Source organism: Nostoc sp. S13, from assembly GCF_029379315.1.
Classification (GTDB): Bacteria; Cyanobacteriota; Cyanobacteriia; order Cyanobacteriales; family Nostocaceae; genus Nostoc.
This window is the reverse complement of the sequence record NZ_JAQYWQ010000109.1, coordinates 1-23,519: the sequence shown is the minus strand read 5'-3', so window position 1 is coordinate 23,519 and position 23,519 is coordinate 1. Positions and strand designations below refer to the sequence as shown.

The following is a 23,519-nucleotide window of genomic DNA, read 5'->3' as shown; positions in this document are numbered from 1 at the left end:
CAATGCCCAATGCCCAATGCCCAATGCCCAATGCCCAATGCCCAATGCCCAATGCTTAACGACAAATGACTAAATTTAAAGCATTTATCCAACCACTAGATCGCATAGCGATCGCACTGATGCTACTGCTGAGTGTGCTGATTGGGTTAATCATATTGCAAGGTGATGTAGTGACTGCTCGTGTCCGGGAATTTACCTGGCAAAATCAACAAATTGGGGCAGAAGATAACTCCTTTACCCTCAGCTTCAGCCGCCCAATGGAAATAAAAAGCGTAGAGGATAACTTAAAAATCGAGCCACCCTTAGCAGGTAAATACAGTTGGGCAGGGCGGCGAATGGTTTATACACTGGTGACACCAGCACCCTATGGCACAAATTATAAAGTGCAGTTACAGGGAGCCAAAGATAAGTTTGCGGAGCAGGAGGGCAAAAATCGAGTGATACAGCCCTTTGTTGGTAGCTTCCGCACACGCGATCGCGTCATCCTTTACATCGGAACCAATCAAGAAGAACAGGGACGATTGGTTCTTTACAACTTAACCCAAGAGCAAAAAAGGGTACTTACCCCCAAAGACCTGATAGTAATCGACTTTGAGTCATTTCCTGATGGAGAAAAAATTTTATTTTCGGCTCGCGCTGCAAACAACCAAGACTTACTTTCAGCCCAACTGTATACAGTGACAACAGGCGTTTCTGCTAAATCTGGACAAGAAGTAGAAGCCGGAGGCAAAGTTGACCTGACTTTAGATAGTAAAAATTATCAAAACCTGAAATTTGACTTATCACCCGATGGGCAAACTATTGTCATCCAGAGGGGAAACAAAACTAATCCTGGCGACTTTGGACTATGGTTTATGCCAGCAACCAGTGATGCTTCAGGAGAAAAACCCGCCCCGAAACGCCTAAAAAGCCAACCGGGCGGAGACTTTATGGTTACACCAGATAGTAAAGCCGTAGCAGTCGCCCAAGGACAGGGAGCAGCGATTTTACCACTGCAAGGTGATGCCAGTAAACCCCTAGATTTTCTGCCGCAGTTTGGTTTGGTACAGGCTTTCTCCAAAGATGGCTCTCAAGCAGCGATGGTAAAGTTTAATACAGATTACACGCGAGATTTATTTTTGGTGACAAACCAAGGTGTGCAGAAACAGCTATTAAAAACTACAGGCTCAATTCTCAGCTGCCAATTTGACATCGCCTCACCCACCCTGTACTGCTTGCTGACACAGCTAGTATCCAAGGAACAATACATAGAACAGCCTTATGTGGTGGCAATTGACCTGAAAACCGGGCAACAGAAACCACTGTTAGTACTGCCGCCGGCTCAACGGAATGTGCAAATGAGTTTATCTGCCGACGGTTTGGGCTTGTTATTTGACCAAGTAGTACCGCAGACAAACCCCCCAGCATCATTACCCACAAACACTTTGAAAACCGATGATGGAGATACGATCGCTACCAGTAGCTTATGGTTAATGCCTCTGTTACCCATCGCTGATGCTGCAACTGTTGAAATTAAACCAGAACAACTCCCCTTAGCGGGATTTCATCCCCGGTGGCTACCTTGAGAAAATAATTCGTGAGTCGATTTCGCAAGGTCAGTGAAGGTGGTCGCACCAAAACTCGAGTTGAACCTAATGAAGTTCAGTTCCATCCTGACGGAGCAGATAGCGATCGCTAATCAACTTTAAGACTACTCTACCTATTTCTGGATGCGTTTTCTCAATCATCGGTTGCACAATAACGCCTTCCATGATGCAATTCGGACTGACTACACTATTGGCATTATTGAACTGAGACACCGCTTCCCAAGTGTAAGCACCGATATAAAGCACAGGTACTCTCGGCAAAGCAAATTCCTCACAAAAAGCCATAAAATCGCTGTAATTGAGAAAATAATTGCCGCGACGCACAGCAAATAGAGCAATTCCAATATTGCCATTATTCAAGCCATATTTGATATCTTGTACGCCGTAGATTTCGCCAAAAATCTGAGTTGCTGGCGGAAGTTTCTGGAAAGCTTCGTTTTCGTTGTAAGCACGAATATAAACTAATATTTTGTTGGCTTTGCTGTTTTTCCAGAAGTAATTATGGCTACCAATTTTAGCTGTGCCATCAGCATCAACTAAGACAGTGAAGTTAGTTCCGTGCAACTTCTCTGTTACAACAACTTCCTCACCTTCAATTAGGATGTTTTTGTAACGTTTCAGGTTTTCTGGACTAGGGAATTTGTAATATCCAATAAAACCTTCTACTTCCCCGCTCATTCCTTGAGGAATTGGATATTCGTACTTTGTTACACCAAAATACTCCGTGTAGTCGTCTCCGACATTTCCCATAAAGTTATTACCAACGGGAATAAGCAAACCCTCAGAAAAAATTCCGCGAAGTTTGGCAGCACGCAGTTTTTTTGAGTAGTAGTTACGAATACCAAACTTATCTAAAAAGTTTTCGAGAATAACACTATCAATAGGAAAGTAAAAAGCTAAATCTCCAGGGTGAAAGTTATCTTTGACTATAATTACTTGATACCCCATATCTTCAATAGAGGCAATATCTAGTCTATCAGCATTGGGATGAGGATTAATGCTGTTGATTTTGACGACTTCAACTTTAAAAATACTCATAGCTCACCTCTTTTGAACAAAATAGATTTTAGAACAACTCTAAATTTAGTACACAGTATGGGCGCACAGCTAGCTGTGCATACGTGTCAAATTAAGGCTGAAACCTTTGAAAATCTAGACTTTGGCTCTCTTATAGTGGCGTAGCAAGGCTAAAGTTGATAATTTATCCAAGCTTCCCAAAAAATATAAATTGATAGTATTCCTAAAAAAATACGAAGCACCAAACTCACAGTATAATCTGGTAGTTTGGGCAATGTGCGAGTACTCATTTGAACGCCTAAAAGACCGCCGCATCCCAAAACTATACCTTGAACAAACAGAATATTTCCCTCTAATGTGTGTCCTGTACAAGCAGCTAAACCAGTGATGACAATCACACCCAAACTAGTTTGAATTGCTACTTTAATTTCTTCTCCCAGTAGTAACATTTGCAGTGGCACCATAATCGTACCGCCACCCAAGCCAAATAAACCTGCTAAAATTCCTGCTGCTCCCCCAGTACCAATTTTAGAAACTAATGGGTTAAATACTAGGGCTGTATTCTCTTTTTCCTTAAAGGCTAGTTGCTTGCGAAGCTCAATCAAATAGATATTAGCGAGTAGGATGATGCCAAATGTAAATAGTATTATATAGGATGGAATTTTATTGGCGAAATATACACCTATTCCAGTAGTTAAGAAAGCTGGAATTCCTAAATAAATTACTCGTTTAAAGTCAAGATAGCCCATCCACCAATTCTGCAAACTTCCAGAAATTGAAGTAATCACAATAGCAAGGCTACTAGTAGCGATCGCCTGAACGGGAGTATAACCTAGTGTGACTAAAAGAGGAATTGTAATAATACCGCCACCTATTCCCAAAAGTCCAGCTATGACTCCAGATATTAAACCCCCAGTCACTAAAATCAACCAACTAAAATCAATCATAAATATAGCAATCCGTGCAGGGGTTGTGAAAAATAGTTTTTTAATCGAACCACAGAGACGCAGAGAACACGGAGAAAGCAGAAATAAAGATTTTCATAAATGATTTATGACTGCTATAGGATTAATATTTGATTTCTGAAAAAGCTCGGTACAACTCGAAAAGCCTAATTCCTTATTCCCTATTCCCTACTCCCTACTCCCCACTCCCCGCCTACGTAGATAATTTCAAAAATCAAATACGATTCCTATATAGGTCTTTTTCTAGAGAACTGATTTGGTGTGATTAACCTTGTACTGTTACCGGATGGCTAACAATGCCACCGTAGAGCAATCCAGAATCATTCCACGGAACTTTAGTCGGTTGTGTATTACCTAAATTGTCAGTAGCACGAGCTTGGAGAAAATATTCCCCAGGTATTGGGTTCCATTCAATGTCCCACCGTACCCATGCAAATGAAAAATTTGGTTCTCTGAGTCGTGCAAATTGCCAAGTTTTGCCACCATCCAGACTAACTTCCACACGCGCAATCTTTCCTTTCCCAGACCAAGAACGTCCACGTAATAAGCGGGTTCCAGCAGAAAGCGTGGCTGGCCAAGCCAACTCAAAGGCACTCTTGACATTTAGGTAGGTAATCAGCTTACCTTTATACGGTGCGATCGCTGGGTAGTCTGTACCAACCAGCACCATCTGCTCCGTCACCCACTGGGTATATATCGGCGTTTGGGAAACCTCAATCCGCTCAATCCATTTAACGTTGGCATTTCCTCCCCAACCAGGAAATAAGGCACGGCATGGCTGACCGTGATCTGGAGGTAATGGTTCTCCGTTCATTGCATAGACGAGGAGTGAGTTATCTGCTAATGCCTTAGCGATCGGAACTACACTGCTAAACTTGGATTTATTTGTCCCCTTTGAGTCCAGCGAATCCACATCAGCACCCTCAACAAGTACGTCTTTTGCTGTGGATTTCAATCCAGCTCGCTCTAATAACATCCCAAGTGGTACACCAGTCCACTCAGCCACACCAATAGCTCCAAGCCTCCAGCGTGTTCCAGGGAGTGGTATGTTGTAAGCTTCTTCAAAAAAGCGCCGACCATTAGCAGCGCACTCAATGGCGCAAGTTACCGAGATGGACGGCATGGCGATGATTTCATCGTAAGTGAACTCGCAGGGGGCAGAAACGCCAGTTCCATGAATCTGCAAACGCCATGTAGAAGGGTCAAAAGGGGAAGGTGTACTGCGGTTGTGAACATAGAACCAATCATTTGGTACTAAATAACCACGCCCATACATTGCTTCCCAGTTCATCTCTAATGTGCCTTGGCTATGAGAGATGTACCCTGGTGGCAATGGCTTAAGTATTTTACTACCCTTGGTTTTAACAGCTGCCTGACTGTGAGCAGGCGCAGGTTTAGCTAACGCTCCAATGGCTGTTGCGCCAACCATAGTGGCTAGTATTTGCAGAAAGCGCTGGCGCGAAATACCTGCATCTGTACTTTTTTGCCAGATGTACTCATCAACCCGTGCCTGTAGATAATCCTCCTGGTCAAAGAGGTTTTCATCGCTCAAGCTATTACCTCCTTGTAATTCGTAATTCGTAATTAACACACACACAATCAGGCTTGATGAAGGAGCAGGGGGGATAAGGGAGATGAGGGAGTCAGGGAGAAAAATTAATAACCAATGCCCAATGCCCTATGCCCAATGCTCCATGCCCAATGCCCAATGCCCAATCCCCAATACCCAATGCCCTGAAAAAACTAACTGTGTATCGTTGTCCAAACACCAGTCATCTCATTTTGTGTGTAGTTAGGCAAATAGTGAGCAAATCCGTTTCTAGCTATGTGAGCGATCGCACTTATAAAGCGATCGCAATCTTCTAATGTATTATATACAGCAAAGCTGGCGCGGATAATACTAGGAATGTTGCGCGTAATTCCTCTGTCTACTTCCTTGGCAATCTCGCAGTCTTGCTCGTCTGAAACATTCTTGAGTTTGCGAATATATTCGTATGTGCAGAAAGCCCCAGCCCGAACCCCAATGCCGTATTCCTGTGCCAGAATCTCTGCCACTAGGCGTCCATCAAAGCCATCAATATCAAAGGGAATAACATGGGCTAAATTATCTCCTGGGATATGTAATTTGACTCCCGGAATCAGCCCCAGCCGTGTATATGTGAATTCAACTAAAGAATGTTCATACTGAGCAATGCGATCGCGCCCAAGGGCTTCGATAATTTCAATCGCCTTGGCAATCGCGATCGCACCCATTGCGTTTGGTGTTCCAGGGTCATGGGCCCGTTCTGTATAAAAACGCTTGATCTCTAGATTTCTGGTGATATAAGGCAGGTTTCCACCCCCGATTTGATAAGGGTAGGAGCTATCAAAAAATTCCTTCGGCCCTAGCAAAACCCCGGTTCCATAAGGAGCATACATCTTGTGTCCAGAGAAAGCCACAAAATCTAAATGACATGGGTGATCATCTGCACCCATCTCGACTCGTTCATGCTGAATTAACTGACACACATCAGCAAATATCTTGGCACCATACCGATGTGCTAAAGCTGCAATTTCGTAAATTGGGGGTCTGTAACCTGTAATTGTCGAGGCACCTGTAATAGTTACTAACTTAATTTGCTCGGCTTTGGGGCGATTTTGGTGTGCTTTGAAGATATCTTCAATTTCTGCGATACTGACGCTTCCATCCGGCTGGGTTCTGTATTGCACAACTTCGTCTCTAGTAATCCAAGGCAGCAGATTTGATGAATGCTCGATATCAGAAATTAAGATTTTTCCAGGTTTTTTTGCCCAAAGTGTAGCAGCTCCATTAATTGCTTCTGTTGTATTTTTTGCAAAGATTACATAGTTGTCTGAAGATGACCCCACAAAGTCCCGAATGATGTTCCGGCTGGCATCATATTCTCGTGTAGTGATGATCGACTTTTGCCCAGAACCTCGATGCACGCTGCCATAGGTGTCAAGCATCTCGTCTACATGCTGCTTAAGGCTTGCAAAGGGAGTGGTTGTAGCTCCATTATCCAAGTTGGCGTAGTTGACATACTTTCCGTTAAGAGTTTTCACTTTGAAAGATAGAGACTCATTTGTAAATAACGGTCTGATTTCTTTGTCCCAAAAGCTGTCACAATTTTCTGCAAACAACGGTAATTGGGCAGCTTCTTGGTTGATTTTTACATCCATTGAAAGTATGTCAGTCATTTTTAGCACCCCTATTTTAAATTTGGATTTTTTGGATAAGCCTAACTGCCACAACGCTTTCTTTCGCGCCACAATCAGATCAATTGCCAGTAATTATGGTCTTTATAATTACTTTATTACTAGTAGAAAACTCGGCTACTGACATTATTCTTTAATAAAATAATTAAAACCGTATCCGTATTAATGCTCGATTAAAATATTCTTAGCGTGCTGAGATATACAATGTAAAAAATATTTATAAGTAGTTAAGTATACTTTAAATAACCTTCTTGTAGTTATTAACTAAACTTCACGCATTGAAGGCAAGTTGATAGAAAAAGCTTTTGACTAACTAAGACTGGAATTGCTTACTAGGACTGTATTTACCGAGAAAAAAGCCCGCACTAAATTGAGATTACTCTTTAAGAAAGTTTTATTAATTTACTTAGGCTAATTGTTACTCTCTTAAGGAATTTTTGTGCGTATTTATTCGTATTTATCAGAATTTTATAACATTGTAGTTCTGGCAGAAGCTCTTAGTTGTTTACTGACATTAAATAGCGATCGCTCAAGATTACAGAATTATCATCAAATACTAGATACTTGTACTGACATTAATCCTAAGTAATAAATCAGTCAGTATAAAAATGTATTCAAGGAAGCAATTTAAATTTATATCTTAAGACATACGCGATTTAAAAAAATAAAGTATATGATAACTAAGTTTTTTTAATCAAAAAACTTTATCAGCCAATACAGTTTAGTTTTTAAGTATTGGGTTTCTCCTCTCTCCCGTCTATCCCCAAAGGCGGACTAAATTCCCCCTCATCCTCTTCTTGACGGGGAAGAGCATCATAGTGTTATAACGGCATCAGTCTAAATCCAAAATGGGGAACACCAATTGATGATTAATTGCTGGTGCTTGGAGAGAGTTAAACTTAGCTTTTAGAGCAAACCCTGATTAGACACAGTTGATAAGCAATGCTAATGCCAGCACTGCTGAATATTTTTAAGCAGGTGGGTCAAGAGTGATGAATGAAGCTGACACCTCAAACAAGGGGGCTGTGATCGAATCTCTAAATTCTGCTAATTCGCCACAATCAGAACAGGCGAGTTGCCCGTTTTACTCAGTTGTGCCTAATGACAATATGGCAGTTAGAAAACTGCCACTCCTCATGCCAGCTGAAGATACACAATTTTCAAAAGATACCACCCAGCAGGACTGGGTTGCAGAGCCGGAAAGCGGCAAACAAGCACTTATTGACTCGGAATTTCAGAACCTGCTGGCATTGAACGAAGAATTACGCACGGCTAACAATAACTTGTATGAACAAGTGGAGCAGCTAAAAGACAATCTAGCTGAGTCTGAAAAGGTTTTGCAGTGGCAGAAAACGCGTTCCAGCGTCAGTGAGTCGATGCTCAACCAACATACTCAGGAACTGGCTGCGGCTCAAGAACAGACAAAATCCCTATTTCAACAATTAGAAACTGCTGTACAAACTGTTCAACGCCAGGAACTTTTTATTGATAGTTATAAAGCACAGCTACAAATTAGCCAACAACGCCTTGCCCAGTTAGAGCGAGAATGTACGTTGCTACACACTAACAACAACGAACAGTCTCAGCAGCTATTGCAATCAGAAAATGCTTGTCGGGAGTTACGTACTAGACTGATGCGACAACAACGCCAGACGCTCCAATTCAAAGCAGCTTTGGAAAAATGTCTAGATACATCCGTTCCTAGCTATGACTCGCTAGAGGATACTGCAAAACATCCCAAGGATATAACTAGTGGACAAGGAAGATTCTCTAAAAAAGCTCGGTCTTTGTTTCCTAACGCCCAGCCAATTCAACCTTGGTCAACAGAACCAGAATCCTTGAGTGATAATCTAGATAATTCTTGGGGCGAACCCTCAACACCACTCCCATTTCAAAGAAATGAAACCACTCCGGCAGCATCATCTTCTTGGAACTGGACAGTTAAGAAAGACACGCCAACGCCAGCAGAACCCAGCCCCGCTGCAAAAATTGATGATTCCCCAGAGACACCGGAAGCTGTTTCACCTTTGGGTTCATCAAATTTAGATCAGCAATTAGATAGTCTCATCCAAATGTTTTTCACCTCCCAACCTGCATCTGCATCACCACCGCCTGTTGCGAAAACTGATGTGGATAGTAATCCGCCTCTCTGGGATAGTTTAGCAACAATCTTAGAAGACGATGAGGAGCAGTTGGAAGCAGAAATTAATCCTCCTGCAACTACCTCGACTTCTGGGATGACAGATTCTGTGCTTTCACCAGCCAATAATTTACCAGTTTCCTCTACTTCACCTCACACCGAGACGCCTGTTGAAGAAACTGAAGATTATTGGTCAGAAGTTTCACAATTGACACAGGTAGAATTGTCGGCGACTGATTTCTCCCCAGAGTTATCAGGTGATAACACCAATGATGGCAATTCACCTTCACCGGTGGTTTATCCCCAGCGTCCACCCAAGGGGCGTAAGTCATTAGCATCCGTGGAATTGCCGAATTTTCGCCCCAAGGGGTAATAGCTGGAAGAGACGCGATTAATCGCGTCTGTACAGGAGTTTGGAGTTAAGTGATTAATGCCCAATGCCCAATGCCCAATGCCCAATGACTAATTAAGAATCCTTGCTTCTGACTTTGGAATTATGGCTTCTGGGCTGGCTTTTGCTACTTGACTGCGCGATCGCGGTTTGCCTGTGGCGATCGCATAATTAATTGCCAACAGCCACAGCCACAATCCCGGATTCCGGGGTTCCAGCCAAAAACCTACCCGACTCAAGAAGCGCCCGAACCACGGACTCAGCAAAGCGCTAATCAGGGCATGACGACCAAAGTTGAAATAACTACCAAGCCATCTGAGTAAATCCCTAGGCCCAGCAAGTTCCCAAATCCATAAAAGTAAGGCAGGATTTTTGCTAGCTGCTTTAAGTGCTAGGCGGTTAAATGTTAACCAATCACACCGATCTTTGATGAAGTTATCTGCTACCTCTAGAGGTTCATCTACCAACAGCCCAAAAAAGGTATTGAGCATCGAGTTAATCCGTTGCGGTGGTAAAAATTTCCCTGTGGGCACCATCATCCCTTTGGAAAATAGCCAAGTCACTGAAACGTTGCTTTGGTAGGCGCGAATTTGGTTCAAGTGTCGCAAACTCAACAAGTCATGTTTGAGAGCAGTATCCAACAGTGTTGTTAAGCGCTCTAAGTTACGAACTAGGGAACCAAAACCGGTGAAAACCAGGGGAGACTGGAGTGATGCCGCATCACCGATCGCAATCAATCGATCAAAGGCAACTGTGCGATCGCTACTTCCCACACTAAAATGCCCCGGTATATACCCAAATGTCGGCTTCTTCCACACCAATTTGTCCATATCGCACCGGCGATACTCTGGCAAAATCGTGAAAAAATCCTCGTACATCTCTAGCAAGGAACCGGGATTTTCAGGATTGACTTCGTGGTAATGAAATAAATAAATCGTCAGTTCATCATCTGCTCCAGGAAACAATTCCCAAATCAACTGCCTTCCCCGCGAAATATCCCCATGACTGTAAAGAACGTCTCCATATTGGGAATCCCACACCCCCGGCTCAAATCCGCTCTCAATTGCCGCTCCCACTGTCGGACATACACTATCAAAAGCCCGACCACCATTTAATTGCCAAGCAATGGGGGACGCGGTTCCCATTGCATCTATTAGCAGTCGTCCACTTACTTGCTTCTCAAGCTGACTTGGTAAGTGCTTGACTTTCAGAAGTACTTGTGATATATCAATATCTGCACGGATAAACTCTGTTTGATCCCAAATTTCACCGCCTGCCGCTTGCAGTTTTTGCCCACACATTTGGAGCCATTTTTCGGAATCTAAGCCTAAATTTAGGACTGTGGGTGTGTGGAGGACGGGCGATCGCAGTTTTGATGGATTATTAGCATCAAAAAACTTATTGAATCCGTCTTTGTATTCCCTGGCAATGATCGTTTCTAACTCAGTGGGAGTGACTAAACCCAGGTTAACTAAGCTTTGAATCTCATCGCGGGAAATATTCCATTCTCGGTTCATCCGCCCAAAGGGCATTCGTTCCACTAGCAGAACTTTATATCCCAGTTTTGCCATCAGTGCTGCATGAATCGCACCTAGTGCGCCGCCGATGTAGATGATGTCGTACTGGGCATGGGGCATTGGGCATTGGGGAGCCAGCGCCGTGGGCGGGTTTCCCGACTTGAGGCGACTGGCGTCATTGGGCATTGGGAATGGGGCATTGGTTATTTTCCCCCTGCTCCCCTGTTCCCCTGCTCTTCTGATATCCGAAAACACAACCTGCTTCGGCTGCTGAGGATTCCGTACCCCTTCGCGCCATCGTTGTTCCCACCAATAGGCACGCGTTAGGTCATATTCACCGTTGGGCATTTTCTGAAAATACTTGACGGTGAGGGGGTAAACAGAGCCTAGCGCTGCAAAAATCGATTGCTGGGATAAATCAATTGCTGGCGGTTCTGGGTAATGATGTCCAAAACGGCTTCTGATTTCTTTGGTTAGGCGTTGCAGAATTTGTCCCTCACTGGGAAAGGGTTGTTCTGCCCAACGAAACACTTTCAGATAGGTAGTTCGTTGCACCGACCAGACAAATACCGAAAGTTCCGCAGGTAAATTTTCGGAAATAGCCCCGGTAGCAGTTGTAGTTGCAGTAGGGATTTTGAGGCGAAAGCCTTCCGAGGTAAGCACTTTTTCTCCATTTCCGGGTTCAAAGTCTGTTTGTAACCAGCTACGCACAGTTGCGATATCTGGAGTTGGAACTTCTAAATAAAGAATTTCTCTCATCTTTTCCTGACATCTCCGTTCAATCTACTCACTAAGACAGATTTCATGAAGGCACAAAGTAAGGTACACTCCGCCCTATTAGTTTCGTAAAGATTCAGTGAAGAAATTTTAAGAGTTTGTCAAAGTTATTGTTCATTTTGTATTTCTGTAAACCCACGCCATGAATTATCCCATTCCAGACAGTCCCCAGGAAATTATTGCCTTGCGACAACAGCCGATTGATGAAGAACTAGTTGCTAGTGCGATCGCTGGAGTAATTAGAATTGTCCGCGCTCAGGGTCAATCTTTGGAAGAATTAACCGCTCAGTTGCTAGCAGATGATCCACTGCTGGATCAGCAACAACGTCGCTGGTTGAGCCAATTAGTTGCCCAATCCTGGGAAAAGTTCTCGTAAAATCTTGCATAGGATGAAGTTGTTGTCGCAGGATTAGATTTCTCGGTCTGCACCTAAATATTGGCGATGCCTGCGGCGGGCTGCGCCTACGCATTTTAGGTATAGGAGTTAACAATAATTAACAGTATGGGATTAGCTATTGGGTTGGTATTTTGGCATTCATGGCACAAAAGCCACTAAATTAACCATATCAGCGTTTTACGTTGCTAATGAATTTTACAACGTTCTGAAACGGAAAGACCCTTGGTTTGCACCAGAGGTCTTCTTTTTCGAGCAATCTTCATGCTCAAAGAGCAGTGCCTCGACACCTTATACCATTTTGGATTTGAGATTTGAGATTTTGGATTGTAAAAAAGTTAGTGCATAAGCTCTTGGGCAATCCATCTATCGCAATCATTTTTCAAATTGGTATTAGCAGAATAAATGTTTTTGGCACACAAGTCAGTTGAGCGATCGGCTACCTTCTCATCGACAACAGAATGTCAATTGCCTACACTACATAACGTTTTTTGTCAACTAGAAGCTTTCAAAACAGCTTCTGCTTGGGATTGCAACAACAAACCGTATTCCAATCCTTCCACCACCGCTTGATAAGAAGCCGCCAAAATATTGGTGGAAACTCCTACCGTCGTCCAGCGTTGATGGCCATTGCCTGATTCTACCAACACACGGGTTTTTGCCGCAGTGCCCGTATGTCCGTTGAGAATCCGCACTTTGTAATCTGTCAAATCAAAGGTTGCTATTTGGGGATAAAAATTCAGCAAAGCCTTGCGTAAAGCTGCATCCAAAGCGGCAACGGGGCCATTACCTTCCGCCACCTCCAGAATATTTTTCCCGTCAACAGCGACTTTGACTGTAGCTAGAGCATTGCTAGTTTCTTTCCCCTCAATCAAGTCACAGTGGACTTGGAAACCTTTGACTTCAAAAAACTGCTGACGATCTCCCAAAGCTTCGTGCATCAACAGTACAAAACTGGCCTCTGCTGCTTCAAATTGAAATCCTTCACTCTCCAAGTCTTTGAGGCGCTGGAGAATTTCTCTAGCCTCTGCCTTTTGCTGATCGAGTTCAATGCCAAAACTGCGGGCTTTGGCTAAAACATTGCTGAGTCCAGACTGTTCGGAAATCACGATGCGGCGAGAATTCCCGACTTGTTCCGGCTGAATATGTTCGTAAGTTAGGGGATTACGTTCTACGGCTGATACATGAATACCGCCCTTGTGGGCAAAAGCCGAACGTCCCACAAAGGGGGCGTGTTCATCTGGCGCGAGATTGACCACTTCACTAACAAAACGGCTAGCTTCTGTAAGTTGTGTGAGCTGGTCTTCTGTGATACAACTGTAACCCGCCTTCAGTTGTAAATTGGGAATTAACGAACAGAGGTTAGCATTTCCGCAACGTTCACCGTAACCATTAATTGTCCCCTGTACCATCTTTGCCCCTGCCATAACGGCGGCTATTGCGTTAGCAACCGCCATTTCCGAATCGTTATGAGTATGAATTCCAATTTTGGGCATTGGGAATTGGGGATTGGGCATTGGTGATTGGGTAAATTCTTTCCCAGTTCGCCATGCCCCATGCCCCATGCCCCATGCCCCAGTCATCTTTACCACATCTTGAACAATTTGGCTAATTTCGTGGGGTAAAGTGCCGCCATTGGTATCACAGAGGACTAGCCATTCAGCACCAGATGCGATCGCCGCCTCTAATGTCTGTAAAGCATAATCCCGATTGTGCTTGTAGCCATCAAACCAATGTTCGGCATCGTAGATAATCCGACGACCTTGAGAACGGAGATACTCAATTGTGTCGCTAATCATCGCCAAATTTTCTTCTAATGTCGTCTTGAGTCCGGTTGTAACGTGTAAATCCCAAGACTTGCCAAAAATCGTTACCCAGCGAGTTCCCGCAGCCAAAATTGCCTGTAACATCGGTTCGGTTGCCGCAGTGGTATTCGGGCGTCGAGTCGAACAGAAAGCGACAATTTCAGCTTGTTTGAGAGGATTTTCTTGGAGTTGCCAGAAAAATTGTACATCCTTGGGATTGGCACCAGGCCAACCGCCTTCAATGAAGGGAATTCCCAGTTGATCGAGTCTCTTGGCAATGCGTAACTTATCTTCTATCGATACTGATAGCCCCTCGCGCTGAGTGCCATCACGTAGTGTAGTGTCATAGAGCCAAAGTTGAGGTAAGGAATTTCTGGTCATAAAACTGAGACCGACGAGACAACTTTCGAGGCAATGTGTCAATATACAACAAAATGCCAGTTTGGCAATTTAAAAATGCCTAAGATACTAGCTCAAGGTAAAACAATTGAGTGCGAACAGGGAAGCAATCTCCGAAAAATTTTGCAGCAAAATGGTATTGACCTCTACAATTACGGTGCTAAGGTAATAAACTATCGGAGTCTTGGCAGTTGTGGTGCTTGTACGGTTAAGGTAAAGGGCAAAGTATCAGCAGCGAATTGGCGTGATCGAGCACGACGTTCGTTTCCTCCCCATTCTCCTACAACAGATTTGCTTAAGAAACTGTCAAACTCTGGTTTTAGGCGATGTGAAAGTGACAAGGTTTGATGGATTTTGGGGACAAGGTTCTCGAATAGTGTGGACACCAAAAGGTTAAAAAGGAGTTAAGAGAAGATGGGTAGATGGACACCCTTAATTTTAATGGCTGGAGGTTTGGCCATTCTGCTTGGTACATTACTGGGCATCAATTTTCCAATGGGCGTACAAAGCGCTAACAATCCCGGTAGCAAAGCAGCAAAAGTTCTGCCAGCTAATATCAATGTTAATAGCAGTGCTGGCAGTAAGAATGATGAAACTGCAAATGAAGGAAACGAAACAACTGGAACAAACCAAACTAGACGCAGTATTGTCGCCCCAAGACTTGACAAGAGGAGTAGCGTTGCCCAGAATCCTGCCGATGACTCAACATCTCCTGCTGACAGTACAACAGACCGCAGTACAGATACTTCAGGAACAGACACGCCATCCAGCAATACAAATCAAGGCAACGAACCAATTCGCGCCTTGTGGTAACGATAGATCCGTCTTTAGTTACGAGTTATAAGTTATAAGTTATGAGTTATTGGTTATGAGTTATTAGTTATGTACTAATGATAAATGGCTAATGATAAATGCCTAATGACTAATGACTAATGACTAGTGAGATTGTAATTATTGGTGGCGGCGTTATTGGTTTAGCGATCGCCATTGAACTAAAACTGCGCGGGACAGGTGTTACCGTGCTTTGTCGTCACTTCCAGGCTGCGGCTAGCCACGCCGCCGCCGGGATGTTAGCACCAGATGCGGAAAACATCCCGCATGGGGCAATGCGTTCCTTGTGTTGGCGATCGCGTGCTTTATATCCAGACTGGACGCGCAAATTAGAAGAACTAACCGGTTTAAATACTGGCTACCGTCCCTGCGGTATCCTCGCACCCGTCTTTGAAGAGGCAGGGGGGCAGCGAGTAGGGGGAGAGAAATTAATTCTTTCATCCCCCTCATCCCCTTCATCCCCGGCTTACTGGTTAAACAAAGAGGCAATTCATCAATATCAGCCAGGATTGGCAGCAGAAGTAGTTGGTGGCTGGTGGTATCCTGAAGACGCACAAGTTGATAATAAGGCTCTAGCTCACGTATTGTGGACGGCGGCTGAGTCTGTTGGTGTTGAACTCAAAGACGGTATTATAGTAGAAGCATTTTTACAGCAGCAAGAACAAGTGGTTGGCGTGCAAACCAATGCTGGAATAATTCGCGCCGCGCACTATGTTTTAGCTTCAGGTGCTTGGTCAAATGAATTATTACCACTACCCGTGGTACCCAGAAAAGGACAAATGCTGAGTGTGCGGATACCGGAATTTGTGCCAGAATTGCCCTTAAAGCGGATTTTATTCGGACAAGATATTTACATCGTACCGAGACGCGATCGGCTTATTATTGGGGCAACAAGCGAAGACGTTGGCTTCATCCCCGACAACACCCCAGAAGGTATTCAAAAATTACTACAAGCTGCCATCCGGCTGTATCCCCAATTAAAGCATTATCCTATCCAGGAATTCTGGTGGGGATTTCGCCCAGCCACCCCTGATGAGTTACCTATCCTTGGCACCAGCTACTGTCAAAATTTAACCCTTGCTACTGGTCATTACCGCAACGGGATTCTACTTGCGCCCGTAACAGCCGCATTGATTGCCGATTTAATCTTGTCACAAAAGTCTGACCCCCTACTTGCTGATTTTCACTATTCACGCTTCCAATCCAAGCCATCTACCTCCACCCCAATGTTGACTCACTCTGCCAATTTCTCCAACGGGCATCACCCTGCTATATCCCCCCAACACTCCCCACTGATTATCGCTGGCAAAACCTTCCAATCTCGTTTGATGACGGGAACAGGGAAGTATCGCAGCATTGAGGAAATGCAGCAAAGCATCGCCGCTAGCGATTGCCAGATTGTCACCGTAGCAGTCCGACGGGTACAAACCAAGGCTCCTGGACATGAAGGTTTAGCTGAAGCCTTAGATTGGACAAAAATTTGGATGTTACCAAATACCGCTGGTTGTCAAACTGCTGAAGAAGCGATTCGGGTAGCCCGTTTGGGGCGAGAAATGGCGAAATTGTTAGGACAGGAAGATAATAACTTCGTCAAGTTAGAAGTAATACCTGACCTTAAGTATTTACTCCCAGATCCGATTGGGACGCTGCAAGCAGCAGAACAACTAGTCAAAGAAGGCTTTGCAGTATTGCCTTATATCAACGCTGACCCCATATTAGCCAAGCGGTTAGAAGAAGTAGGCTGTGTTACAGTAATGCCTTTGGCATCGCCAATTGGATCTGGACAAGGGCTGAAAACAACTGCTAACATCCAAATCATCATTGAAAATGCAGGTGTGCCAGTGGTGGTAGATGCTGGTATTGGTTCACCCTCAGAAGCCGCCCAGGCAATGGAATTGGGAGCAGATGCCTTGTTGATTAATAGTGCGATCGCTCTTTCTCCAAACCCAGCAGCAATGGCTCGTGCCATGAATTTAGCAACAGTCGCCGGCCGTCTAGCATACCTTGCTGGCAGGATGCCGATCAAAGATTACGCCAGTCCTAGTTCTCCTCTGACTGGGACGATTACTAGTTAGGGCATGGGGCATGGGGCATGGGGCATGGGGAATAGAGGGACAAGGGGGACAAGGGGGACAAGGGGAATAATCAATGCCCAATGCCCAATCTCCAATGCCCAATGCCCAATCCCCAATGCCCAATGCCCAATGTAACGATTTGTCTAGCAGTTTGAGAGCCGATCTAGTAGTTATGTAACATTAAATGAACAATAAAGATAAAGGAATTAATTCATGCCCTATACAAACGAAGAAGGCGGTCTTCTGAATAATTTTGCCCGCGAACCAAAGATTTATCAAGCAGAACCTCCCACGGAAGGGCAAAAACGAACTTACCTCTTACTAGGAATCGCCGCTACAGCTTTGATTGGGGGCTTGATTATAGTCGCCTTCTTTGTTTCCCAAATCAGTAGAGTATAAAATATTTTAATAAAATTTCATCTTTATAGTTTTTCAGGTTCCGATTTCAAAAGGGGCCTGCTTTTTTATTTTTTGTTAAAATTGAGTTAGCAATTAAAGTATAATTATATACTCTTTTATTCTTCTAGACTGAAGGCTCAATTTATCCTGAGCCACATAACATCGAATTAAAAATCATTTTCATTATGAGATTTTTAGCCCACTTTGATGCGCCCAAATAGGTGATACATACTGTGTTTTAGCTCTTTAGCCGCCATGAGCGTGAATGATATTGTACACAATGATAATTTTGCTTGGAATCGGCAAGTATACCACCGCCTGAAACTTGCCCTCAGTCTTGGCTTACGACGACAACTTTTTTTAGCCGTATGTGATGATTTACACTTAAGAAATCAAGTAGCGGCCCGTTTGCATTCTACATTGGCTTATCCTGTTGGACAAGTGCTATATCAGCCATCAAATTCCCAGGAAAATAGCACTCCAGCTTATCCGCGATTAGTGACGTTACGTTTGAATTTAAATGATCCCAATCCCCTCGTTCAGATAAATCAATGGTTGATAAATTATCCACCGCCAATTGTTGGGGCATCAAAAGATACCCCAGGAAGACCTTTTCCAATACCAGCATTTCAGATAGTGGGTGTGGAACAGCTAACTAAGCAACCAGTGGCAACACAACGGTTATTTTTGCACTATCTCCGCTTAAGCGAACAATATTTATCTACACAAGAATCCAGCCGATTTCTAGAATCTAACTTGCTACTGTGGATACCGCGTCCTTGGTTATCTGCTATCAAGCAATCAGCACCACAGTTTTGGCGTTGCCGTACTGGCCTATTTGTGTTTGCCGGAGAACCCACACCAGCGACTCAGAATTCCGGCTATCCAGAACGTTTTTCTAGTTCCAGAAGCTTGGATTTAGGGAATGTTGAGCAGTCGATTCTAGATGAATCAGTTATCCAAGCAGAACTCAGAACCGCAGCCAGCGAGTTAAAGTTTGAGAATAATTCTGATTTTCTGGCAGAAACGCAAGGGAATAGCGTAGACAAAATCCAAGAAGCTTCGCCGTCAGCAATAGATTTATTGAAGACTGCGCCACAGCAGCAGGAATCTACTAATAGGTCTGGTAGTGGGACTAATAATCAATCGCTGTCGTCTTTATCTCATATTAGTAGCGAGTTAACTGAGCTAGTAATAGCAACAATCAACACAAATATTGCTGAAGATACAGAGAATTACTTACAACCGCAGCAGATTTTGTTGGAGATTGAAGAATTACACCAAAAGCAAGTTTCAGGCGAGGTACTAGCAGAAGCTTATCATCGCTTGGGGAGCTTATACCGTCTTCGCATTGAGCAAGGAGAGTCAACCTTAGAAAACCTGATGGTGGCAATTATTGCCTATCAGGAGGCAATTAGTTATGACGAAACCTCACCGCAACTCCCAGATATCTTGAATGATTTGGGTACACTTTATTGGATGCTATACCGCACACCACCCAATTCTGAGGAGGGGCAAACTTATATAGAGCAGGCAATAGAATTTTATCAGTTGGCGTTAAAGATGATTTCGCCTCAGACACATTCGGAAACTTACGTTCGTGTGCAAAATAATTTGGGGACGGCTTATGGTGATTTAGCTCGTTTTTCTCACCCATCTGAAAATTGGCAGCAAGCAATCTTAGCTTACAGTGAAGCACTTAGCTACAGTACAGCTGATATGGACTCATTAAAGTATGCGGCTTGCCAGAACAATTTGGGTACTGCTTACTGGCATCTAGGGCAATACAATCAACCGATTGTGCATTTAAAGAAAGCGATCGCAGCTTACAACGAAGCACTTATACACTATAACCCCGAAGAGGAACCGCTCAAGTATGGCATGATTCAAAACAACATAGGCACTGCCTGTTGGAATCTGGCACGATACGAACAACCTGCCGAAAATCTCCAGCTAGCTATAGATGTTTATAACGAAGCTCTCAAGTATCGCACTCCAGCTAATGTTCCCAGCGCCTGCGCCGCTACACAAAATAATCTGGGTACTGCTTACTGGCATCTAGCAAATCTATCTCAGACAACTAAACAGGCACGACAAAAGTATCTGCAACTATGTATCAGCGCTTACGAAGAAGCCATAGCCTTGGCTCACTCACTTAGCGGTACTGCTTTAAGTTTTGATTTGTTTGCCTCTTATAATAATCTGGGACTAGCCCATTATCAGCTAGTAATAGATAAGTCTTTTAATGGCGAGAAAGCAACACGTTCTGAACACTTAGAAGTTGCATTAGATAACCATTTGCAAGCCTTAAACGGATTAAGTAAACAACCAGAGGCTTATCAAACAACCTTCACTTATGTGGTGAAAACTATTCGTGCTTTTCATAATGAATTAGGGATACAGGGACAAAATTTGGCTTTATCTAAAGTTCCTGGTCAGTTGTTGCCAGAGATTTTGTCAAAACTATAAAGTATAATTTAACAATACTTGCTCTATACCGTATGGGAAAAAGTTCTTTATTCTTCCCGTTTCTTTCTCAAGGCAACTTGATATCAACTTGATAATTAATCGGGGAACCAAGTAAAGTAGCGATGTCTACGACGGGCTATGCCTACGCAATTACTGTTTTACCAATTATAAAGTAGTCAGATATTTGAAGAATCCATAAAGTCCGATTCATAAATATAAATTCTTCATCAAGATATTTTTTTATATATAAATATTTTATAAAAAGTACAATAAGATGTTGGCGGGTTTTCCATAAACTTACTAACGTAAACTGGAAACCAAGTTGAGAGATGCTCCAGGATAAGAATTGAAACCTAAGTTATGAAACTAAGTTTGGTTTTTGCTACTGCTATATCTAGTTTTTTTGTGAGTGCGACCACAGGATTTGGTTTCTCTGGTCAAGCAGATGCTCTCACTCTTTCTGGTATCTCTAGTGTTACATGGGGAGAACCTACTCCAGGAAGTATAAATACCAGTCCCATATATACAGGTGTTGGAAGCAACACATTTAATTGGGGTGATTCTGATGTGTGTCCATCAAGTCCAAATACTCCTAGTGGATGTACAATAACAGGCCAAAATAAACTAACCTTTAATGGAAGTTCATTTTCAACTGACATTAACTCAGCATTCAAAATAGGTGATTTAACTTACTTTAATGGAACGGTATTTGAAGGTACAAGCGTTGAATTTGTACCTTTAAATATCAATGTATCCTTCAGCCCTCCCACTGGAATCAGCGAAGTTTTTGACTTCAAGTTGCATCTAGTAAATACACTGAACGAACCAACAAATCCTGAAAAGAGTACAGATTTTGTATTTATAGACACAAATTTGAGTAATCGCAGTTTCACCTTTGAGGGCAATAAATACACGCTTGAGCTAACTGGCTTTAATCCAGACGTTAACCAGATAGGTATTAAGGCTCTTGAAGGAGCCACAACTACAACAGCTATTTACGCCAAAATCAAAACCGTACCCGAACCTGCAACAGTCGCGGGTCTATTCCTGCTAGGGATATACCTGATATCTCGGAAAAAATCCGGCGACGTTGATGAAACACAAGGGCAGGGTTGATTGAATTCTTATGTAAGCACGAGTACTTCGGTACAAGTGGTTAGAAGCTGTTTGACTCAGTACGGCTCTAGGTGTCAAGAATCCCATCTCTAACGAGATGCTAGGGCGAACGGCTTTTAGCCGATAGAGAAGTCAAACTAGGGAATTTTCCGGCTTCAATATGAGGTTTATAGGGGTTCTCGTATTTGCGGGAAGCTTGACGAACACTACGCCAGTTGACTCAAGTCTGTTAACCCGTCCATCTGGCTCCAGTATCCACGCAATTGAAAACCGCTACATACCCCTATATTTCATATTTGTTAATGGTAATTGAATAAATTTTAACCCAGCACAAGAATTGCTGCGATCGCATCAAAAATTTATCGGACTAACCCTTTCAAGATGACTCGTAAAATCTCTTGAAAATTAAAACCCGCGCTGGCGGGTTTCGTTTTTATGGTTGTCCGACTTCTAATCGCCAAAATATAATTCGAGTTTGGCTAGTTGCGTAGGCGTAGCCCGTCCTAGACATCGCTTGACTTTGACCGAGGTATCAACAATCCAATATATGTACCGACAGCAAATTTTGTTAAATCGAGAAATGGAGGGCGACTCTTTTCGTTGATAACTGCAAGAGTGAGAGAACCAATCACCATAATCAGCGTTACAACAGCCAGCACTTCATCTCTTGAAGGAAATTTCTTGGATAACATTTACCGACTCCCAAATCGTTTGAATCACTACATCCCTAGCTTTACAGGCAGGTGGTTGTTGTAGGCTTAAATACAGGCTTGTGATATGAGTGACTTGTGTATGCGATGAGGATGAGTTGCCAAATTGACAGTTAGAATCAGCAAAAGTGTAGTGGTTAGGTTATGTCCGGGCGATCGCTTTCCTGTTCTCCTGAAGGTATCCAAAAAGCAAAAAGAGTTTTGATCAGCTGTTCCTTAACTCAGAAAGCATTAGCTGAAGATTTAAGAATTACTCGCCAGCCGATCGGAAAGTTCTTTACAGGTAAACCTGTTGACCGCAATCTCTTTGTCCAGATTTGCGACAGGCTAGACCTAGAGTGGGAAGAGATAATTGCTGAACCAGCTAGTGAACCAGAGGTAAATCAAGACAACAGCATTGATATTGATGCGATCGTGCAAGAGGTACGCGAAAAGATAAAACCCAGCATCTTAGAACGCTGCGGCACAATGCGGGTGCTAGATATTACTCAACCTATCGGGTTGAATGACATTTACACCAGCGTCAATATATTAGAGAAAATCACTGGACAGCAACGGTTAGGAATTAATGAATTATTCCAAGAATGTACAAAAGAGGATTTTGACCGCTTTACACTGACGAGGATCACTGCAAAACGAGTGCCAGGACTGGAGGCGGTTGAGAAATATTCCAAGCTGATGATATTGGGTAAGCCAGGGGCAGGTAAAACTACATTTTTGAAGTATTTAGCGATTCAGTGTATTGGAGGTGAGTTTCAGGCTGAACGTGTACCGATTTTTGTCACCCTCAAAAACTTTGCCGAAATAGCAAATAAACCTGGATTACTGCAATACATCCGTGAAGAAGCGAGAAATCCTATCTCTTCTATCGAAGATGTACTAACCTATGGCAAGGCATTAGTTTTACTTGATGGATTGGATGAGGTTAGAGAAGAGGATAGTAACCGTGTATTAAAGGAAATTCGTGAGTTTTCTGATCGTTTCCCAAAAAATCAGTTTGTCATGACCTGCCGGATTGCAGCAAAGGAGTATACTTTTGAGAAGTTTACAGAGGTGGAAGTTGCTGATTTTGACGATGGTCAAATTTTCAACTTTACCAATAACTGGTTTAAGGATAAAGCTGTAAAACCAGAGATTTTTATCAAAGGTCTCGAAGAAAATAACCGCATCAAACAACTTGCTGCAAGTCCGCTGCTGCTGACGTTACTTTGTTTAGCATTTGAAGAGTCAGGGGATTTTCCTGCAAATCGCTCTGAGTTATATAAAGAAGGACTGGATGCGTTATTGAAAAAATGGGATGCCAAGCGGGGAATTCAGCGCTACCAGATTTACAAAAAGCTATCGGTTCAACGAAAGGAAGACTTACTTAGTAAAATTGCCCTAACTACGTTTGAGCAGAGTGATTATTTCTTCAAGCAGAAAGCAGCAGAGCAATACATTATAGAATACATACGCAATTTACCAGACGCCAATACTGACCCGGAAATATTGCAACTAGAAAGTGAGGTGGTTCTCCATTCAATTGAAGCCCAACATGGACTATTAGTAGAACGGGCAAAAGGGATTTATTCATTTTCCCATTTGACATTTCATGAGTATTTCACGGATCGAGAAATTGTTATTGTCCAGCAATCATCAGAGGAGGCATTGCAAAATCTATAGGACTCCTATTTGATTTCTGAACAAGACTAAGAGAGAATACGGAGAGGTTT

18 protein-coding genes and 1 pseudogene are annotated in these 23,519 nt (G+C 43.2%); 12 read left to right on the top strand and 7 right to left on the bottom strand.

Going from position 1 to position 23,519, the window contains the following annotated elements:
• The first annotated feature begins 65 nt into the window (after positions 1 to 65).
• Positions 66 to 1,565, top strand: coding sequence for a hypothetical protein (locus PUQ00_RS25785; RefSeq protein WP_300422074.1), 1,500 nt, complete (start codon positions 66 to 68; stop codon positions 1,563 to 1,565).
• 66 nt (positions 1,566 to 1,631) lie between these two features.
• Here the strand turns inward: PUQ00_RS25785 and PUQ00_RS25780 are convergent, their stop codons facing one another.
• The 3 genes from PUQ00_RS25780 to PUQ00_RS25770 all read right to left on the bottom strand — a co-directional run bounded on the left by PUQ00_RS25780 (position 1,632) and on the right by PUQ00_RS25770 (position 5,159).
• The gene (locus PUQ00_RS25780; RefSeq protein WP_300422072.1) at positions 1,632 to 2,624 is read right to left on the bottom strand and encodes an RNA ligase family protein; all 993 of its coding nucleotides are present in this window, start codon (positions 2,622 to 2,624) and stop codon (positions 1,632 to 1,634) included.
• A gap of 149 nt (positions 2,625 to 2,773) precedes the next feature.
• Positions 2,774 to 3,550 carry a sulfite exporter TauE/SafE family protein gene (locus PUQ00_RS25775; protein ID WP_300422070.1) on the bottom strand — a complete coding sequence of 259 codons (777 nt, stop codon included), beginning with the start codon at positions 3,548 to 3,550 and terminating at the stop codon, positions 2,774 to 2,776.
• Positions 3,551 to 3,833: 283 nt separating this feature from the next.
• Complete coding sequence (locus tag PUQ00_RS25770) at positions 3,834 to 5,159, bottom strand: sulfite oxidase (RefSeq protein WP_300422069.1); 1,326 nt, start codon at positions 5,157 to 5,159, stop codon at positions 3,834 to 3,836.
• Positions 5,160 to 5,202: 43 nt separating this feature from the next.
• Between PUQ00_RS25770 and PUQ00_RS25765 the strand changes: the two genes are divergently transcribed.
• A complete protein-coding gene (locus PUQ00_RS25765) occupies positions 5,203 to 5,364 on the top strand; it encodes a hypothetical protein (protein ID WP_300422068.1) in 162 nt (53 codons plus the stop codon).
• Here PUQ00_RS25765 and PUQ00_RS25760 read toward each other — a convergent pair.
• Positions 5,312 to 6,766: an aminotransferase class V-fold PLP-dependent enzyme gene (locus PUQ00_RS25760; protein ID WP_300422067.1), complete on the bottom strand. Its 1,455-nt coding sequence runs from the start codon at positions 6,764 to 6,766 to the stop codon at positions 5,312 to 5,314. The genes PUQ00_RS25765 and PUQ00_RS25760 overlap by 53 nt on opposite strands.
• 1,010 nt (positions 6,767 to 7,776) lie before the next feature.
• On the opposite strand from PUQ00_RS25760, the gene PUQ00_RS25755 reads away from it, so the two are divergent.
• Positions 7,777 to 9,297 (top strand): hypothetical protein, encoded by a 1,521-nt coding sequence (locus PUQ00_RS25755; protein ID WP_300422066.1) that lies wholly within the window; start codon positions 7,777 to 7,779, stop codon positions 9,295 to 9,297.
• An 89-nt stretch (positions 9,298 to 9,386) separates the two neighbouring features.
• Here the strand turns inward: PUQ00_RS25755 and PUQ00_RS25750 are convergent, their stop codons facing one another.
• A complete protein-coding gene (locus PUQ00_RS25750; protein WP_300422064.1) occupies positions 9,387 to 11,591 on the bottom strand; it encodes a flavin-dependent dehydrogenase in 2,205 nt (734 codons plus the stop codon).
• Positions 11,592 to 11,751: 160 nt separating this feature from the next.
• On the opposite strand from PUQ00_RS25750, the gene PUQ00_RS25745 reads away from it, so the two are divergent.
• Positions 11,752 to 11,985 carry a hypothetical protein gene (locus PUQ00_RS25745; protein ID WP_300422063.1) on the top strand — a complete coding sequence of 78 codons (234 nt, stop codon included), beginning with the start codon at positions 11,752 to 11,754 and terminating at the stop codon, positions 11,983 to 11,985.
• 512 nt (positions 11,986 to 12,497) lie between these two features.
• On the opposite strand, the gene cimA is transcribed toward PUQ00_RS25745, so the two are convergent.
• Positions 12,498 to 14,189 carry a citramalate synthase gene (gene cimA / locus PUQ00_RS25740; protein WP_300422062.1) on the bottom strand — a complete coding sequence of 564 codons (1,692 nt, stop codon included), beginning with the start codon at positions 14,187 to 14,189 and terminating at the stop codon, positions 12,498 to 12,500.
• Positions 14,190 to 14,264: 75 nt separating this feature from the next.
• Here cimA and PUQ00_RS25735 point away from each other — a divergent pair.
• The 7 genes and pseudogenes from PUQ00_RS25735 to PUQ00_RS25705 all read left to right on the top strand — a co-directional run bounded on the left by PUQ00_RS25735 (position 14,265) and on the right by PUQ00_RS25705 (position 21,097).
• Positions 14,265 to 14,604: pseudogene (locus tag PUQ00_RS25735) on the top strand (2Fe-2S iron-sulfur cluster-binding protein).
• A 17-nt stretch (positions 14,605 to 14,621) separates the two neighbouring features.
• Positions 14,622 to 15,020 carry a hypothetical protein gene (locus PUQ00_RS25730; protein ID WP_300422061.1) on the top strand — a complete coding sequence of 133 codons (399 nt, stop codon included), beginning with the start codon at positions 14,622 to 14,624 and terminating at the stop codon, positions 15,018 to 15,020.
• A 119-nt stretch (positions 15,021 to 15,139) separates the two neighbouring features.
• Entirely contained in the window at positions 15,140 to 17,113 is a 1,974-nt protein-coding gene (thiO, locus tag PUQ00_RS25725; RefSeq protein ID WP_300422059.1) for a glycine oxidase ThiO, read from the top strand.
• Positions 17,114 to 17,116: 3 nt separating this feature from the next.
• A complete protein-coding gene (locus PUQ00_RS25720) occupies positions 17,117 to 17,248 on the top strand; it encodes a histidine kinase (protein ID WP_300422058.1) in 132 nt (43 codons plus the stop codon).
• Positions 17,249 to 17,326: 78 nt separating this feature from the next.
• Positions 17,327 to 17,512 (top strand): ssl1498 family light-harvesting-like protein, encoded by a 186-nt coding sequence (locus PUQ00_RS25715; protein ID WP_300422056.1) that lies wholly within the window; start codon positions 17,327 to 17,329, stop codon positions 17,510 to 17,512.
• A 255-nt stretch (positions 17,513 to 17,767) separates the two neighbouring features.
• On the top strand, positions 17,768 to 19,981 hold the full coding sequence (locus PUQ00_RS25710; RefSeq protein ID WP_300422055.1) for a tetratricopeptide repeat protein: 2,214 nt from the start codon (positions 17,768 to 17,770) through the stop codon (positions 19,979 to 19,981).
• Between the two features lie 360 nt (positions 19,982 to 20,341).
• Positions 20,342 to 21,097 carry a choice-of-anchor K domain-containing protein gene (locus PUQ00_RS25705; protein WP_300422053.1) on the top strand — a complete coding sequence of 252 codons (756 nt, stop codon included), beginning with the start codon at positions 20,342 to 20,344 and terminating at the stop codon, positions 21,095 to 21,097.
• A 503-nt stretch (positions 21,098 to 21,600) separates the two neighbouring features.
• On the opposite strand, the gene PUQ00_RS25700 is transcribed toward PUQ00_RS25705, so the two are convergent.
• Positions 21,601 to 21,789: a hypothetical protein gene (locus tag PUQ00_RS25700; RefSeq protein WP_300422052.1), complete on the bottom strand. Its 189-nt coding sequence runs from the start codon at positions 21,787 to 21,789 to the stop codon at positions 21,601 to 21,603.
• Between the two features lie 219 nt (positions 21,790 to 22,008).
• Here PUQ00_RS25700 and PUQ00_RS25695 point away from each other — a divergent pair, with 219 nt between their 5' ends.
• Positions 22,009 to 23,469, top strand: coding sequence for an NACHT domain-containing protein (locus tag PUQ00_RS25695; RefSeq protein WP_300422051.1), 1,461 nt, complete (start codon positions 22,009 to 22,011; stop codon positions 23,467 to 23,469).
• Positions 23,470 to 23,519 lie beyond the last annotated feature (50 nt).